13 protein-coding genes are annotated in these 17,245 nt (G+C 50.0%); 7 read left to right on the plus strand and 6 right to left on the minus strand.

Features of this window, described 5'->3' with window-relative positions; all coding sequences use genetic code 11:
- Positions 1 to 79: 79 nt before the first annotated feature.
- Positions 80 to 556, minus strand: coding sequence for a GyrI-like domain-containing protein (locus tag AC6B99_RS01325; protein WP_496662566.1), 477 nt, complete (start codon positions 554 to 556; stop codon positions 80 to 82).
- A 552-nt stretch (positions 557 to 1,108) separates the two neighbouring features.
- Here AC6B99_RS01325 and AC6B99_RS01330 point away from each other — a divergent pair.
- The 5 genes from AC6B99_RS01330 (at position 1,109) to guaA (ending at position 10,344) form a co-directional block, all read left to right on the plus strand.
- Positions 1,109 to 2,137, plus strand: a complete 1,029-nt coding sequence (locus tag AC6B99_RS01330; protein ID WP_496662567.1) for an AAA family ATPase — start codon at positions 1,109 to 1,111, stop codon at positions 2,135 to 2,137.
- Positions 2,137 to 3,744, plus strand: coding sequence for a DUF58 domain-containing protein (locus tag AC6B99_RS01335; protein ID WP_496662568.1), 1,608 nt, complete (start codon positions 2,137 to 2,139; stop codon positions 3,742 to 3,744). Before AC6B99_RS01330 ends, AC6B99_RS01335 begins: the two co-directional genes overlap by 1 nt.
- Positions 3,731 to 6,379, plus strand: coding sequence for a transglutaminase-like domain-containing protein (locus AC6B99_RS01340; RefSeq protein WP_496662569.1), 2,649 nt, complete (start codon positions 3,731 to 3,733; stop codon positions 6,377 to 6,379). Before AC6B99_RS01335 ends, AC6B99_RS01340 begins: the two co-directional genes overlap by 14 nt.
- A gap of 256 nt (positions 6,380 to 6,635) precedes the next feature.
- Positions 6,636 to 8,621 (plus strand): helix-turn-helix domain-containing protein, encoded by a 1,986-nt coding sequence (locus AC6B99_RS01345; RefSeq protein ID WP_496662570.1) that lies wholly within the window; start codon positions 6,636 to 6,638, stop codon positions 8,619 to 8,621.
- A gap of 184 nt (positions 8,622 to 8,805) precedes the next feature.
- Positions 8,806 to 10,344: a glutamine-hydrolyzing GMP synthase gene (gene guaA, locus AC6B99_RS01350; RefSeq protein WP_056030800.1), complete on the plus strand. Its 1,539-nt coding sequence runs from the start codon at positions 8,806 to 8,808 to the stop codon at positions 10,342 to 10,344.
- A 110-nt stretch (positions 10,345 to 10,454) separates the two neighbouring features.
- On the opposite strand, the gene AC6B99_RS01355 is transcribed toward guaA, so the two are convergent.
- The 3 genes from AC6B99_RS01355 to trhO form a co-directional block, all read right to left on the minus strand.
- On the minus strand, positions 10,455 to 11,471 hold the full coding sequence (locus AC6B99_RS01355) for a phosphotransferase (RefSeq protein ID WP_496662571.1): 1,017 nt from the start codon (positions 11,469 to 11,471) through the stop codon (positions 10,455 to 10,457).
- Between the two features lie 4 nt (positions 11,472 to 11,475).
- Positions 11,476 to 11,652 carry a hypothetical protein gene (locus AC6B99_RS01360; protein ID WP_235533050.1) on the minus strand — a complete coding sequence of 59 codons (177 nt, stop codon included), beginning with the start codon at positions 11,650 to 11,652 and terminating at the stop codon, positions 11,476 to 11,478.
- Between the two features lie 586 nt (positions 11,653 to 12,238).
- Positions 12,239 to 13,132, minus strand: a complete 894-nt coding sequence (gene trhO, locus AC6B99_RS01365) for an oxygen-dependent tRNA uridine(34) hydroxylase TrhO (RefSeq protein WP_056030795.1) — start codon at positions 13,130 to 13,132, stop codon at positions 12,239 to 12,241.
- A gap of 274 nt (positions 13,133 to 13,406) precedes the next feature.
- Between trhO and AC6B99_RS01370 the strand changes: the two genes are divergently transcribed.
- On the plus strand, positions 13,407 to 14,327 hold the full coding sequence (locus tag AC6B99_RS01370) for an oxidoreductase (RefSeq protein WP_056030791.1): 921 nt from the start codon (positions 13,407 to 13,409) through the stop codon (positions 14,325 to 14,327).
- 469 nt (positions 14,328 to 14,796) lie between these two features.
- Here AC6B99_RS01370 and AC6B99_RS01375 read toward each other — a convergent pair whose 3' ends face one another.
- On the minus strand, positions 14,797 to 15,087 hold the full coding sequence (locus tag AC6B99_RS01375; RefSeq protein WP_494858889.1) for a hypothetical protein: 291 nt from the start codon (positions 15,085 to 15,087) through the stop codon (positions 14,797 to 14,799).
- Between the two features lie 197 nt (positions 15,088 to 15,284).
- Here AC6B99_RS01375 and AC6B99_RS01380 point away from each other — a divergent pair, with 197 nt between their 5' ends.
- A complete protein-coding gene (locus AC6B99_RS01380; protein WP_056030786.1) occupies positions 15,285 to 15,683 on the plus strand; it encodes a DUF6979 family protein in 399 nt (132 codons plus the stop codon).
- A gap of 98 nt (positions 15,684 to 15,781) precedes the next feature.
- Here the strand turns inward: AC6B99_RS01380 and AC6B99_RS01385 are convergent, their stop codons facing one another.
- A complete protein-coding gene (locus AC6B99_RS01385; RefSeq protein WP_496662572.1) occupies positions 15,782 to 17,179 on the minus strand; it encodes a prolyl oligopeptidase family serine peptidase in 1,398 nt (465 codons plus the stop codon).
- Positions 17,180 to 17,245: the final 66 nt, after the last annotated feature.

Raw genomic sequence — 17,245 nt, forward strand, 5'->3', positions numbered from 1 at the left:
AAGAGAAGGAACCGGACACTGTGGCGCTGCGCAGGTCGGTTCCTTCTCTTTTTTTCTAGGAATATGGATGAATGATAGCTTATTCTGCAAGCGGGATGAGGATGGTGAATTCCGGGTTCGGTGCATAAGGGTCACGGCTCATTGGATAAAATTCCAAATGCGTCAAGCCATCCGAAAGTGGCCTATGTCCGTTTTGTCTGATCCAGTTATATACGTATTCGTAGGAAGCCTCTATGTTTTCGTTCGCCTGATGATCGTATGTGGCATAGGTCAGACTGGGAATAGAGAGACTGTACATGCCTTCGGGCACACAGCCTACTGCTTCTGCCTGAACCGCCGCATAATGAGTAAAGCCTGTGCTTGTCGTGTGAAAAGAAAGCCCGAGCAGCTTATTGCGCTCCCGCACATGGTTGATTTCCGTCACACGCTGTTGGAATTGCTTCTGAATTTCCTTAATTCCGCCTGCTGCTGCTTCGGCAGAGGTGCCTTCCCATTGTAGTCCTACGACGTGAAAAGCTTCCCGCTCTGTAAGGACTACCTCCTTCAAAACGTTCATTCTAATCCCTCCTGTGCTGGACTATTTTCCATTCGAGCGTAAACGGCTGTCGCCACCCTTTGGCGGCAAAGCTTCCGTTTCGCGTAGAAATATAGAGAAAGTATGAACAAATCATATACTTTCCTATATTTCAATCAATATCCGTACGTGAAACGCTTACACTTCCTAAACCGCCGCCCATTCACTGCCGTCTTGTTACCTTGTTCAGCCGTTTAGAGCCTGCTTTACTATTTCTCTATAAACGGGATATTTCCTTTTGCATTTATGGGAAAATTTAATAGGTTTTGTGTCGTCCAAATGACAGCTGATAATGCTAGAATCGCTGCCGTGCAAGGGATGGTCAGCGGAAAAGTCAATCTATCTGCCTTGAAACAGGTCTAAATCGAGAGAAGCATGGCGAGAATAAATGCTAGAGAAGATTTTATTTTTAAAAATAAAAGCATTTATAAGTTACACACTTATAAATGGCTTATATTTCACCCGCGAAACGGTAGCTTAGCCGCCAGAGGAGGGCATCAGCCGTTTACGCTTGAGAGGAAGGCAGGTTGTCTAATGATGATTCATTCAAAATACCAATCTACCGCTCGGCAAGAGGAGACGGATGTATGGCAGGAGCTGCCGCAGATGCTTATTCATCGCATGCTCCAGCGTGTGGAAGGCGTTCTGCTAGGCAAGCGGGAGCTGGTAAAGCAAACGTTCACCGCGCTGCTGGCGGGTGGGCATGTGCTGCTGGAGGATAAGCCGGGAGTCGGCAAAACCGTGCTTGCAGAAGCGTGCGCCCGCGTCATTGGCGGGGAGTTCAAGCGCATTCAGTTTACGTCGGACATGCTGCCGTCGGATGTGCTGGGCGGAGCGGTGTGGGATGCGGCTCGAGGCGAGCTAAAGTATGTAACAGGCCCGATTATGGGCAATGTCGTGCTGGCGGATGAAATCAACCGCGCCTCCGCCCGCACCCAGTCCGCATTGCTTGAAGCGATGGAGGAGCGGCGTATTACGGTGGATGGGGAGACGAGGCCGCTCCCGTCGCCGTTTATGCTGATTGCTACGCAAAATCCGCTGCGTTTTGAAGGGACGAGCAGGCTGCCGGAAGCGCAGCTGGACCGTTTTATGATGCGGCTGTCCATTGGATATCCCGAGCCGCAGTTTGAGAAGCAGTTGCTGGAGCAGTATGCCGATGGGCAGCGGCAGGAGCCTCATAAAATCAGGCCAGTGGTCATGCCGGAGGAATGGCTGCGGATGCAGCGGGAAGTGCGGCTGGCTCATGTGCATCCTGGCCTGATTGAATATATGGTTCAAGTGGCAGACGCTTCGCGGAAAATGCCAGAGCTGTCGCTGGCGATGAGCCCGCGTGCCGGCAGGGATTGGCTGCGAGCGGCACAGGCCTCTGCATATTTGGAAGGCAGAGGTTATGTGCTGCCGGATGATTTGCTGGCGACAGGCGAAGCCGTGCTTGCACATCGGCTGGAGGTATATCCGGGGGCACCTCTTCGGATGACAGCAGCACAGCTCGTAGAGCAGCTGCTGCGCACTACACCGCTTCCTGCAGCCGTGCTGCCGCAAGCGGCGGGAGGGCGGCGCTAATGGCGGTTTCCAGTGCGGATAACGAGGCAGTGAAACTAGGGCAAGTGGATGCTGGAGAAGGGCAAGCGAAAGCGGCGGGTACTGAGCGTGAGGCAGAAGCGGAGCAGGAGTTGGGACAGCAGAGGCTGGGCCGGATAAGGTGGGGAGGCTGGCTGCTCCTGCTATCGGGATGGTGCGCTGCTCTTGCTGCTGTCATTCAGCGGGGAATGGCGGTGGAGTGGTTTATGTTCGCAGTGCTTGGCTGCATCATGCTGCTAAGTGCCGGATTGCCTTGGCTTGCTATGCGAGGCATGGAGGTGCGCCGCCAGCTTGACGAAGGCACAATTCGCGATGGGGGAGAGGTTGAGGTGCAGCTGATGCTGGGCCGCGCTTTCCCTATTCCGTTCATTTGGCTGGCGCTTGAAGATACGATGGTCAATGGGAGTACGGCAAAGCAGGAGCGAGTTTCTTATCGCTATGCGGCACAGCTTCATTTCGCAACGAGACTCGCGCTTAGCTATCGGGCGCAGCTTATTCGGCGCGGGGAACATAGCTTTGAGGCGGTTACCGTTACGGTAAGCGATTATTTAGGATTAACGGCTGTTAGCCGAACCTTTGCTTGCCGCAGCGGGCTGCTTGCGGTTCCCGCATTGCCGGAGGCTGTAGCAGCTCCGGGTGCGGCGGCGCTTCGGGGAAGCGGCTTAGCGACTATCATTAGGCTGCATCCGGGCAAGATGGATGCTCAGGAGGCGGGATCAGGGCGTGAGCCGTCTGAAGGCCAGCATTCCGGCAGACAGGGAGGAATTGGTCCTGAGATGCGGCCGTACCGGGATGGGGATTCGCTGCGCCATGTCAATTGGAAGGCCGCCGCGCGCGGGCGGGGGCTGCACACGAAGGAGCATGGCACAGCGCTTCATCGCCCATTGGTGCTTTTGGCCATTGATAACACGGTGAGCGCTTATGATGGTGACGAAAGGTTTTTTGATGCCTGCGCCGGGTGGGCTGCCGGCGTGCTGGAACAGGATTATTTAGCGGGAAATCGGGTGCAGCTCATTGCTGGCCAGGCGGTTCTAGACGATGGTGCCACCGATGCGTGTGTGAAGACGGAATCCATACAGCCTTCGTTGTCAGCACAGCAAGCTGGCGGCTCAGGAAAGCTTTTGGGAGCGGAAGCGAATGAGCAGCAGTCTAGCGAAGCGGGAAGCTCGGCTAACACGGAGGGAAATGTATGGATGGAACCGGGTGCATACGAGGACAACAGCGCAGCCGCAAGTATGCAAGAGCTGCTGGAACAGCTCGCACGGCTGAAGCTGGTACAGCATGGCCGATTTGTTGCAAGGGTAATTGGCGAGCTTGACCAGATGCCTAGAGGAGGCATATTGCGCTGTTTTACCGCCGATTGGCGCAATAGCGCAAGCTGGGGGCAGCTGGCCTCGCGGGCGGCGGAGCAGGGCTACCAAGTGCTGCTGTATATGCTGATCAAGCAAAGCACGCCTTCTTTTGCGATGCGCGAGCAGCAGAAATGGCTGGAGAGCTTCGGTGTCCGCACATATTGGCTGACGTATCCGGAGCGGATGAATGAACAGCCGCAATTAACGAAGGGAAGGATTCGTTATGGCGATATTTAATGCGCAAGGGGAGCCGGCATTCGGCTACCGCCTATGGACGAGCTTGCTGCTGCTTGGCTTGCTTGCCGAGTGGATGCTTCCATGGTCGGAGGCTGGCAGCCGTTATTATATTGATGTGGCTCAGCCTCTAATTGTATTTGTAGGCTGTATTGCTATAGCGGGCTTACTGCGAGCACCTTGGTATATCATGCTTGTCGTTTATTCCGCCATCGGCATTACAGGCTTGATGCGTCTTTACAGAGGCCCAGATGTGGGACCGCTGGAATGGGCAGCTGGTTTTGCCAGCCGCTTTGCCGAGGAAGCTGGCGGGCTGTTCAGCATAGGAGCAGTAGCGTGGGGGATGTCAACAGAGCTGCAGGCGCTGCTTCTGTTTACCGGCTTTGCGCTGCTTGTGCCTGCGCTGCAGGCTTTAATTTGGCTGCGCCAGCTGGGGCTGGCTTTGGCCGGCATAACGGAAGGGTATTTGATTTTACTGCATGCATGGCTTGGCATGGATGTGCTGAATGCGCTGCTGCGTGTGACGGCGGAAGGCCTGCTGCTTGGGGCGATTGTCATGTTTGCACGCATGAGAACGCTGCAGGGAGAAGAAAGCAAGGAGGAAGCGCAGACGGCTTCTTATCGCTGGTCGGCTTCTACTTTCATCGTTGTGGGGCTGTGCCTGGGCGCCGGACTTCTATTCTCTGGAGGAAAATCCGCCGCAAATAGCCCCGCAGCTTGGACAAAGCCGCTAACTGCAAGTCTGGAGCAGTATGTGCTTGGTTTGGAGCACGGCAATCCGAAGGCTGCGCTGGCCTCGGCTGGCGCGAGCGGAAGCTACGCTTCCACAGGCTATGGATTTGATGACAGCACATTAGGCGCTCCCCTAAAGCAGGATGAACGGCTTGTTTTTACGGGTCTGTCTCCTGTTCGCACGTATTGGCGCGGGGAGACGAAAGCTTTTTATACCGGTAAAGGCTGGCAGGAAACGGAGCAGCGTACGACGCTGCTGCCCATTACAAATGGCGGGGAACGGATTGCGTCCGCTAGTGGAGAGGGAAGTGTGGAGGTAGAGGCGGTAGAAGCTCTTGCAGAGGTAGAATCGGAGACAGGTACAGAGATAGTGAAAGAGACAGAGAAAGAAACAAATACAGATACAGATACAGATACAGATACAGATACAGAGACTGGCCAAGAGACTGGCAAAGAGAGGGAAATAAAAAGTCAAGGGACAGGTGCGGAGACAACCGTCAGCCCGGATCGAATCGTCGTTCAGACGGTGCTGCTTGAACAGGCGGAGCGCGGCTTCCCTCTTTTTATGGGCGGAACCTCCGGTACTTTGCTGGATTTAACCTCTTCGCAGCCAAGAAGCAAGCTGAACACTTATTTGAAAAATGAAGCGACGGGCACGCTGTACGCTCCTTCGGATAAGGTACTTATAGACCAGTACACTGTCCAGACGCTGCTTCCCGTGATGGATGAAGCTGCCTTGCGCAGTGGCGGTATTCAAGCGGGAGAGAAGGAAGCGCTGGCCGAATATTTGCAGCTGCCGGAATCGCTGCCGAGCCGTGTTGCTGCACTGGCAGCAGAGGTATCGGGAGGCGGAGTAACAAGCCGCTATGATCAGGTGAAGGCGGTTGAAGCTTATTTGCGAAGCAGCTACACTTATTCTGCTGAAAATAGTGCGGTTCCTGAGGCAGGAGCAGATTTCGTGGACGATTTTTTGTTTAAGCAGCATGAAGGGTATTGCGTGCATTTCTCCAGTGCAATGGTCATTATGCTTCGTACACAAGGCATTCCGGCTAGATGGGTGAAAGGCTTTGCGCCCGGAGCCGTGTCCGCGGAGCAGCCGGATGCACGAAATGATGCCGCACATGCAGGCTTGAAGCTGACCGGCTATGAAGTAAAGGGCAAGGATGCCCATGCCTGGGTGGAGGTGTACTTCCCAGGCGCTGGGTGGGTGCCCTTTGATCCGACGCCGGGGTATGGCGGCGAAGGGACAGCCGCGGGAGCAGCGCTCGCGGGCTTGGCCGGCACAGCCGGCAGTGCGGCGGCAGGCGGCGAAGGGGCCGCCGGTGCGTTTGCCAGCGCCGCTGCGCGCCCGATGGGGCAGCGCGCGCAAGCGCTGGCTGTGGCGGCGGCTGAGCAGGCCGCCACAGCTCTCGCGCAAGGGGCGGATGCTCTTGCGCGTGCGGCGCTTGGCGCCGCCGAGGCAGCGGCGGGGGCGACGCCCGCCGCTAAAGGCGCCGCAGGCGCGGCTGCGCTGGCGCTGGCAGCCGTGCTCTGCGCTGCGGCGCAGCACAGGCGGCTGCGCCTGTGGCTGGCGCTGCGCCGCTACAGCGCCGCCTCCCGCGGCGGGACGCCGGCCCGGGGCAGCGGCGGCGTCCAAAAGCAGTTTGCCGCAGTATCGGCGGCAATCTGGCCACAGCTGGACCGCTGCGTAGCCAAAAGGCAGCCGCAGCAAACAGCAAGGCAATACGCAGCAGCGCAAGCCGCTCTGCTGCCTGCCTCCCAGGCCGAAGCCTTGCAGCGCTTCGTCACATGGGATGACGCCGCCCGCTATGAGCAGCGGCGTGCCTGGCAAGCGCCGCTGCCGGAGGAGCTGTCGGCAGCGGCCGCCCTATTATGTGTCCGCAGGCATTCCGCGCGGCGCACATAACCATCCAGGGGCAAGCTAAGCTTCACCAGCTTGCTCCGCATCCCAAAGAAGCAAGCAGTCCACTAACCATGCGGCTGCTTGCTTCTTTTTTTCCTATCCAATCCTGCCAGTCCCTACCAATCCCATGCATCCCGCGCGCTCCTTAAGCTCAAACGACGCACAGACAAAAAAGCTAGTGATGAGAACCATTTTCAAATATAATAAAATGGTGTTTGATAGGACAGATAACGTTTATCTGTAACGGGATGTGAATCGAATGAGTCGTATAAATTGGAATGACCAACTGCTGCTGTGGCATGAAGCGACGGTTAAAGTGCTTGATATCCGGCATATAGCTCTGGGGAAAAATGAAGAGCTGCGCGGCTATCTACTGCCATCCAGCGGTTTCATATGGGTAACACGCGGACAAGCGCAGGTGACGCTGGATGGGAAGAATTATGCTGCCCAGCGCTTTCATCTCCTGCATGGCGGCAAGGGGATGTGCTTAAACATTATTCCTTCGGCGGATGTACTTGAATACGATATGATCTTTTATAAAGGGAATCTGGCGGGGCAAGGCAATCGAAAGCTTCAGCAGCTCATGGAGCATAGCAACCCGTTTCAAATCCAATATGGCTTTGCTCCTCAAAACCCGCTTGCGATACATGCGATTGTACGGAAAATGGAAGAAAGCTGGGGCAAGCTAAGCATGCTGGACAGGCTGGGTGCTAAGGGTCAGCTTTATCAGTTTGTGCATGAGCTGATGGGCCAGCTTTCAGATCAGGAAATTGCTCCAATTGTGCCGGATCTGGTGCGGCAAGCCATGCGCTATATTGAAAACAACTACCCGGAGCCGATATCGGTTGAAGGTTTGGCCGGACTGCTAGGATGCAGCGCCAGCTATTTGTCGCGTTTATTCAAAAAACAGTTGGCAACGACGCCGAACGACTATTTGATTAAAGTCCGCATGGATCATGCCAGCCACCTGCTTTCGGAGACGCAAGCTACGCTGCAGGAAATTGCGGCGAGCATCGGGTATCCGGATGTGTATTATTTTAGCCGAGTGTTCAAAAAGCATACCGGACTGCCGCCGCTTCGCTTCCGCTCCCGAGCCGCAAGCGGCAAATCAGTTCAGAATAATCCATTCCATCGTTCAGGGCAAGCCATTGTCCCCCATCCAACGCAAAGCTACAATTACAGTGATAATAGTTATCAACTAGTTGGAGAGGGAGATTTAACGATGTATAAGGAATTAAAGTTGTCGGTGGCTGCTGTTATGCTGCTCTGCATGGCTCTATTGTTCAGCGGCTGTGCAGGCTCCGCAGCGGTAAATGATCGCTCCATAACGGCAGAAGCGGCGGCAACAGGGGAAAACAGCGCGGTTCAGCAGGCACTGCAAACCAAGGTTGTGCAGCATATGTTGGGCGAGACGGAAATTCCGGTTAACCCGCAGCGAATTGCGGTAAGCGGCCTAGAGGATATTTTGTTGGCTTTGGATGCACCTATTGTGCAGGCCCAGGCGATGAAGGGCCAATATTTATATGAAACGCTGCAAGAGAGAAATATTCCGGCCATCTACACGCCAGACAGCTTGAACTACGAAGCTATTTTGGATGCGAAGCCAGATCTAATTATGGCGCATTTGCTGCCGACCGATAAAGAAAGCTATGAAAAATTGAGCAAAATTGCTCCAACGATCGTTTACGATCGCGGTGACTGGAAAACCTCCATAGCAGCTATCGGCAAAGCCATTGATCGGGAGGAGCAAGCCCAGGCGGTCATTAAAGCGTACAATGAGAAGCTGGAGCAAACGAAAGAAGCCGTTGCGAAGGCTGTAGGCGCCAACCATTCCGTCGCGTTTATTCGCCCGTCCCAAAGCGATGTGCAAGTCTTTTTCCCAGCGTTCGTCTATACTAGCCTTGTCTACAAGGATGTTGGTTTGGCTATGGATGCATCTGTCGCGGAATTGGAGCAGAAGGAAGAAGAGGGCATTTGGGGAGTAGGTGAGTCGCTGGAGAAGCTGCCCGAATTAACGGCTGACCATTTATTTGTGACGGTTGGCGGATCGTTTGATTCGGAGGAGGAAGCCCAGATGGCTCTGGCTGAATTGGATGAAATCGAGAAAATGAAAGTGTGGCAGGAAATTCCTGCGGTTAAAAAAGGGAATGTGCACAAAGTATCAGCGAGACATTGGATGCTGAATGGTCCAACAGCTGATAGCATGAAGCTGGACGATGTGCTCAAGGCGCTCGTTAAATCTTAAAGCAACGCAAAATGTTTAAAGGGTGGCCTTCCGGCATGGAAGGTCCTTTTTAATGGCATTTAAATTCCTATTTTATCCATATGAGGCGTATCTCCTTTAAAAAAAGTGGATTATCGTCACTCAGCCTTGACTCGCTCAAAGCGCCTTATATATAATTACTACATTAATTGAGGGAGGCTCGGTAATGAACAAGCCAAATGAAATCATCATTGTTCTGGACTTCGGAGGACAATACAACCAGCTAATCGCACGCCGCATTCGTGATTTGGGCGTATACAGCGAGTTGCTGCCATTTAATACATCGGTTGAGCGCATTCGTGAAATTCAGCCGAAAGGGATTGTATTCTCAGGAGGTCCAGCTAGCGTATACGAAACGAACTCGCCGCTTGTTGACCCGGCAATCTACGATCTGGGAGTTCCGATCTTTGGCATTTGCTACGGCATGCAGCTGATGTCGCATCAATTGCAAGGCAAAGTAGAGCGCGCAGGCAAACGGGAATACGGTAAAGCAGAGGTTGATTTTACGCCGGACAGCCGTTTGACGCAAGGCCTCGACGCTCGCCAGACCGTATGGATGAGCCACAGCGACCTCGTAGTAGAGCCGCCAGCAGGCTTCAATGTTGACGCAAGCACGGAGCATGCTCCAATTGCGGCAATGAGCAACCCGGACAAGCACTTCTATGCGGTGCAATTCCATCCGGAAGTTCGTCACTCTGTATTCGGCAATGAAATGATTCGCAACTTCCTCTATAACATTTGCGATTGTGACGGCAATTGGTCGATGGAGACATTTATTGAGGATACAATCCGCGATATTCGCGACCAGGTTGGCGACAAGAAGGTGCTATGCGCCCTTTCCGGCGGTGTAGATTCCTCTGTTGTTGCGATTTTGCTGCACAAGGCGATCGGCGATCAGCTTACTTGTATGTTTATTGACCACGGCTTGCTCCGCAAGGGCGAAGCAGAAGGCGTTATGGAAACGTTCGTGGGCAAATTCGATATGAAAGTGGTCAAAATCGATGCACAAGAGCGTTTCATGAGCAAGCTTGCGGGCGTTGACGATCCGGAGCAAAAACGTAAAATTATCGGCAACGAATTCATTTACGTTTTCCAAGAAGAGTCGGATAAATTCGATGACTTTGAATTTTTGGCGCAAGGCACGCTGTATACGGATATCGTTGAGAGCGGTACAGCTACAGCCCAAACAATCAAGTCCCACCACAATGTCGGCGGCCTGCCGGACGACATTAAGTTCAAGCTTGTAGAGCCGCTTAAAGCGCTATTCAAGGATGAGGTTCGTAAAGTCGGTTCCGAGTGCGGCTTGCCAGATGCCATCGTATGGCGTCAGCCATTCCCAGGTCCAGGTCTTGCGATTCGCGTGCTTGGCGAAGTAACCGAAGAGAAGCTGACGATCGTACGCGAGTCAGATGCGATTCTCCGCGATGAAATTGCCAAGGCTGGCCTTGACCGTGAAATTTGGCAATACTTCACTGCGCTTCCGAACATGAAGAGCGTAGGCGTTATGGGCGATGCCCGCACGTATTCCTACACCGTAGGTATCCGCGCCGTTACGTCAATTGACGGAATGACAGCGGACTGGGCTCGTATTCCTTGGGATGTGCTTGAGAAAATTTCGGTACGTATCGTAAACGAAGTGGACAACGTTAACCGTATCGTCTATGACGTTACGTCGAAACCGCCAGCTACGATCGAATGGGAATAATGAAAAGAAACTCCGAAATCCCTCTACATTTGAGGGTTTTCGGAGTTCTTTTTTTATAATCGCTAGATATAGTGTTCGAATAGCTTACTCATATAAGGACGAGGATAAAGTCACCCCTGTGCAGAAATGGTTTTTATTTCATAGATTTTTTGGAGCGTATGGAGAAGCTGCGTCTTCTTGTCATCGTCCTCTGCGTGGAGATACCACTCCACAAGCCTGTACCCGAATACGAGAAGGATCAGCTCGTAGACGCAATTAACGGCGATAGGAGATACATCTCCATATTCCGAAAATCCTTTGTAATACGCGGGGACACATCGCTGGTAGTATTCGACCATATGATCAATATCCGCCTCATCCGCAATCAGGCTTGCAAGATCCTCGCCCAGGTAGCCCCATCCGCTAGTATCCCAGTCTAGGAGAATTATTTTTCCTTCTGCGCAGATCAGGTTGGTTACCCAGAAGTCCCGGTGGCATAGCACGAGGGGCAATTTTTCAATGCGGGTGAATATCTCATCTGCGTTCTCATCAATGTCAATGAGCATTTCCCGCACGTGCATCGGAAATTCGCAGTCCTCCGAGCGTATATAATTGTAGACGACAGGCCATGACCTGTAATGCAGATACGTATTTTTCATCAAATCAGCATGGCTCAGGTTGGTCAGACTCTGAAGCACGGCTGGCTGCTCCGCATAAAGCTTGCCTTGATAGCGTCCTAATTCCAGCGCGGCCTGTTCATACATATCACCGGTCAAGTCTAGGCCGGACACGCCGTCTACATATTCCAACCACAGTTGGAATTCATTTTCATCGTCATTGATTTCGGCGTGATAACATATCGGCCAGCGAAAGGAATCCGAGAACGTCGCTCCCAAATCAGAAGCATAGAGATCAAATTCCCGACGCCATGAACTAGGATCGCCGTAACGCTCCCATTTCTTCTGAATTTTTAGAACAATACGGTACGGCAATTTCTTTCCATCAGCAGTTACGGCTATCCCTGTTACCTGGTACACAGCTCCCACAGTCCCGCCATGTAACGGCACGGTTTGGCATTCGGCGGAGATGATATTCGTTTTGAACAATTGGCTTAAAGCATAGTTCAGCGTTTCGAGTTTGATATTCATTTCTTCACGCTCCCGTTTTTTTCGTTTGCTTGCTCCACATGGCGATCGATTTGTTTTGAGCCCTCTTGTCGATAGCTCGTTTTGTCTTGGACAAACTTGTTCTCATGCTGCTGGGCAACATAACTCTCCCGCCTGGAATTTCTTCTATTTTTGTATATCCATAGGTTTCTAAATCAATCATGTTTTTTTGTTAGCTCCTCATAATGTTGTTTTTTTGGACGCAAAATGCCGCGGACAAGCAGCCTCTAAAGAAGCTGCTGTCGCGCGGCATCAGGACATAGAAAAGATACGACCTTCATCGTATCCCGCAAACAGCAATATTCACGAAAGGTTACTTTAGATGGCATACCAAATAATACGGGCATTCTTCCCGCTTTTTTCATGTATGCCTTCTATTCTGTTTTAGGACGAAACCACCATATAAGTCGTCGCCATTAAAATCATCTCCCTTCGTGTAAGGAACTTGCTTATCAATAAGCTACTATAGGATAGCATGTTATGGGAGAAACATCCATATCGGGTTTTATTTGAACGCACTGCAAATACGCTATCAACCTATCTATGCCATGTCGTCAACGCTTTCCATCCGACCAGAATATGGCCAGATGGAGAACAGCGCTTTGAACCGTTCCTTGAAAATCTGTTGCTTCGCTTGCATCAACGCCTTCCAGGGCGCGTATCTCTGTGCTGCATCAATAAAAAACTCTCATTCATTTGCTTTTAATAGCAATTGAAAGAGAGTTTTTTTTAATCATAACTAAAACCAATTAAACGCTTGTCACATGCTCCTCGCATTCCATAGAACAGAAGCCGTGATGGGTTTCCTCGCAGTCCGGGCATACAATATGCTGACGGTGGCAGGTATCATCCGCGCAGTTGATGTAGGTTTCCGCTGGCGCTTCACAGTGATAGCATTTTCCGACGACGACAGCTTCATCCGTGCGGTTAATGGTCACCGAAATCCGCTCATCGAATACATAACATTTGCCGTCGAAAAGCTTTCCTTGAACTTCCTCGTCTTTGCCATAGGTGACAATGCCGCCATCGAGCTGATAGACATCCTTGAAGCCTTCGCTTAGCATGACGCCAGTCAGCTTCTCGCAGCGGATACCGCCAGTACAGTAAGTAATGATCGGCTTGTCTTTCATATCCGCCATATTTTCACGAAGCCATTCTGGAAATTCCTTGAAGGTTTTAAGATCAGGCCTGATCGCATTGCGGAAATGTCCAAGATCGTATTCGTAATCGCTTCGGCCATCAAGCACAATAACGTCTTCCCTTTGCAAATAGTCGTGGAACTCTTTAGGAGACAGATGCGTGCCGGTTAGCGTATTGGGATCAAGCGGTTTGTCGTAGCGGAGAGTAACGAGCTCCTTTTTGTAACGGACGAACATTTTTGGAAAAGCATGCTGATCGGCTTCATCGATCTTAAATACGATATCGGCAAATAACGGATTGGAGCGCAGGTCACGCATATATTGCTCCGTTTGCTCAATCGTTCCGGAAACTGTGCCATTGATGCCCTCGTCCGCAATAAGAATGCGGCCTCGCACGTTTAACTCCTTGCAGTAAGCCAAATGTTCGGCTGCGAATAGCTCCGCATCGGGAATCGCAACAAATTTATAATACAATAAGACCTGATAGTTGGAAGGGTTGTTCATTGCCAAATTCCTTTCTGTAACTAAGTTGAGAACATATTAGAGAACATATTATATTGTAATAGACATAGGACATGTTCACAACACCAACTGTGCTTATAATTTCTTTAGGATGACATCAATTTTCAAAATATAGGAAAGGATATGATTTTCCCATCCTTTCTCTATATTTCTCGGAATGAAACGTGCCGCGCCGCCAGAGGACGGCGAAAGCCGTTTCACCTTGACCCAATCGAGTCATTTTCTGCTATTTGATACCAAAGGGAGTGCATTTAAAATGAGCGTTGTTTGGACCAAAGACAACATTACAGATGTGTCAGATCAAGTAGTCATTATTACAGGCGCGAATAGCGGGCTGGGTTTTGAAACAGCAGCAGCACTAGCTGAAAGAAAGGCAAAGGTTATACTAGCTGTTCGGAACATGGAGAAGGGAAGCGCGGCTGCCGGCAAAATAAAGTCGGTCTATCCGGGTGCACATGTGACACCGATGCAGCTTGACCTTGGTGATTTGAATAGCATCAGGGCATTCGCATCCGATTTTATGAATCAATACGACTCCTTATCTATTCTTATCAATAATGCTGGAATTATGATTCCCCCGCATCGTTTGACCAAGGATGGCTTTGAATCACAGTTTGGCGGAAACCATTTGGGCCATTTTGCCCTGACGGGCTTACTTTTGCCAAAGCTTATTTCTACCCCAAATTCGAGAGTAGTTACCGTAAGCAGTATAGCTGCTCATAACGCTGCTATCCATTTTGACAATTTAGACGGTTCCAAGGGATATAGCGCTATAAAATTTTATGGACAAAGCAAGCTGGCCAATCTCATGTTCGCCAAAGAGCTTCAAAACAAGTTTCTTTCCAATCACGTAGATGCCGTAAGCGTAGCCTGCCATCCTGGAATATCGAATACCAACTTATTTTCCTTCGATTCAGGAAAACAGGCCAATACATTCATGCGTATGCTTACAGGATTATTAAGTCAGCCAGCCCATATGGGGGCTCTGCCTACCTTGTATGCTGCTACAGAACCGTCAATCAAGGGCGGGGAGTATATTGGTCCAGATGGGAGAGGCGGCAGGAGAGGCTACCCTAAGAGTGACGAGATCATTAATAAATTATACGCTGCTGATATTTCAAACCGGCTATGGAATATTTCAGAAAGCTTAACGGGTGTTTCTTACAAGTTCAACTAGGATTTGAATGCAAATCGGTATCGTGCTGCTACCTCATTTTTTGACGGACTGAGGTTCCGCTATTGTGGCATTTGAAGGGATTTTAGGCCGCAAGCGGACAGGAAAGCCGTTATAGCTCACATTATCCCATCAAACTAACGAATTGCAGCGCATTAGCGTCTTCTGAGTCCGCAACCTATGCCGTTTCCTCTGTTCTGGTTGAAATAGCTGCGGCTGTGTCCGCCAAGTCATTGCACGAAGACGCCTTTCGTTATGTGCGTTCAAATTCATATTCGAGGAATTCATAAGCGAGGACATTTTAAGGTAGGAGCGGTAGCACGTTTGACGTGAAATTCGATCTGCATCCAGCTTACTCACGTTTGCATACACGTCCTAAGTAATAAACCATCTGTAACAAAAAACTCCCTTCGTATGAGCTATACAGCAAACTGAAGGGAGTTTATTATTATTTTTTTGCTCTATGATGAGCTTACTTAGGTAATTGCAAAGGGATAAAATGGTTGAATATTCCCGCTGCTTTGATTTTTTCGGGTCCGCTAATTTTGGTAGTGCACACACTTAAAACGACATAGCTTTGGCAAGTCGTTACTTTCTCAATAATCGTTGTGCCAAGCAGGTTCACGCCCAAATCGATAATTAAACTGTTGCTTTCCTCTTTAATGTGCCCTTTCAGCCATTCAGCGTATTGCTGCTTGCTAGGTACTGTTAAAGCAGCTGCTACAAGTAGGAATAGAATGATGATAACCGTATATTTTTTCACACCCAACCATCCTTTTAGAGCATAGTCATATTTCGAATCAGTCTCGATTTCCCTAGCAGCCTCGAGCCATTACGATGTCTATATTGTATTGGATTATGTTAGCATGTCTACAAGCATTATAGCTATTATAGCTAGTAAGCAACTTAAGAGGAATACATTTTTGGAATTTATTTGATGAGAGAGAAAGGGTGGTAAAGATGAACAAGTATGGAGTTGTGGCTGTTCATGCTGCGCGGCTTATTTTAGATGACAATAATGTGAAGCCCGTAACAGCCTGGAATTCAGCTGCTACCAATGTATTTGGCGAAGGTACTTCTCAACAGAAAAAAGGATGTCCTAAAAATTCCTTTCTTGGCTTGTGTGAGGAGGGGCTAGTGAATGGTATTCATAAAGGTAAATATACGTTTACTGATGGGCCGCAGTTAAATAAGCAATATGCTGTTCGTGCTGTTCAAATATTAAGGAGCAAGCCTGAACTGATTGAGGATAAGTCTGCATTATGGCGGGAAGTTTTGAATGGTGTTCAGAAACAGCACAATTCACAAATGGATGTTGTACTCGCATTATGGAACAGCAAGTTAATCGTAGAGGAGTAAAGGGGTATGCAGATTTTCCTAGGTGCGAATACATAACGTCATAAAATCCTTAACGCATTCGCACCTTAAGAAACTGTCTAACTATAATTTAACCACCATCATTTTGATTGCTTTGCCAGCCATTCCATAAGGGTGACGGCTTTGCCTTCAACCTTTACAGGTTTGCCATTATAGTCGTTTGACACTTCATTGTTCAGGACATAAATCCATGACCAGTGCCCATTATATTCATAAGGACTGTTATTTCCTTTGCCTTTGACATACTGGCCGCTCAAATCGAGCACAGTGTCAAAATAAGAATAATGGACATTAGGTGCACCAGCAGCAATGAGCCTCTTATAAGTTGGCGTTGTGTTTTTTGCAGTTTCCACGGTTTGATCCGCTCCGGCGGCCGTAAACCAGATAGGGATATTTTTAAGCTTGGCGATATCTTTATTGGTTAACCAAGTGTCCAAATAGGCCTCTGCCGACGGATAAGCTGCTGCAAAATAATTAGGATTCTCAAGAAGCATTTTAAGGGACATAAAGCCGCCGTTTGAACAGCCGCCAATATATATTCGCTTCGGATCAATATTCGCTTTATTGTCTTTGACATATTGTTTGATTAAAGCCGTCAAGGCGTTCGTATACATGCTGCTGCCATCTTGCGTATATTGCCCCGTGCCGTTATTCATCCAGAAGGTAGGGGTTTGTGGTACGAGAACAGCCGCATCGCCAAAAAATTTCTGTACAGCGTCTTCAGCTAACGCCGTTACCCGGTTGCCCAAAAGAGCAATTCGGGGATCGGTTCCCCCTTCTCCAGCCCCGTGCAGCCAGATGATCAGCGGGAGCTTCTTCCCGTCGGTGTCAGGCAAATAAGACGCATAGGTAAGCGCAATGTCGCCATATTTAGCGTCTTTATAATCAAATTTTCCTGTTAGATCAAATTTGTCGACGAATTGCTCGATGACCGTATACGGGGTCTCCTGCGTTGTCGTCAAATCGTTGATTACATTACCAGCGGCGTCCTTGAGCGCCTTCTGCTGAATAATCGTATATTGAAGGTCTACATATTGATTCGTAAAGGTCTGCAGATCAAAGTTAAACGTGCTTGCAGTAGCCAGATCAGGGTGGACGCTCATCTCAATCGTAATGTATTGGCCTGTTTGCTGGTCTAGCTTGTTGCCTTCCTCGTCTGAAAGGTAGGTGTTATTTATGCTTCTGCTGCCGCTATCGAAGCCTTCATAGGAGCTTTGGGTATCGAAGTTAAACATGGGATAATTTCGCTCTACTAAAATTTTGAAGCTGTCTTTAGCCAGCGAATTTCCTTGAATGGTGCTTCCTGTGCTCAAGACGATTTTATGCACGCTGGGACCCCAGTCAAAGCCTTTCACAACTAAGGAGTACGAGGGCTGCTTAGATTCGGAGCTTGAATTGTTTGCGCTTACATTTGTAAATGCAAAATGGGTTGAAGTAACCGCCAAAACAAGAAGGCTGGAAAATAACCCTTTATTCATCTTCATCATCATTCTCCTCCAGTTCAATAGCCTGCTGTAAGTAAGCGTATCACCTCAACCATAAAA

The sequence above is a fragment of the Paenibacillus liaoningensis genome (assembly GCF_059609455.1).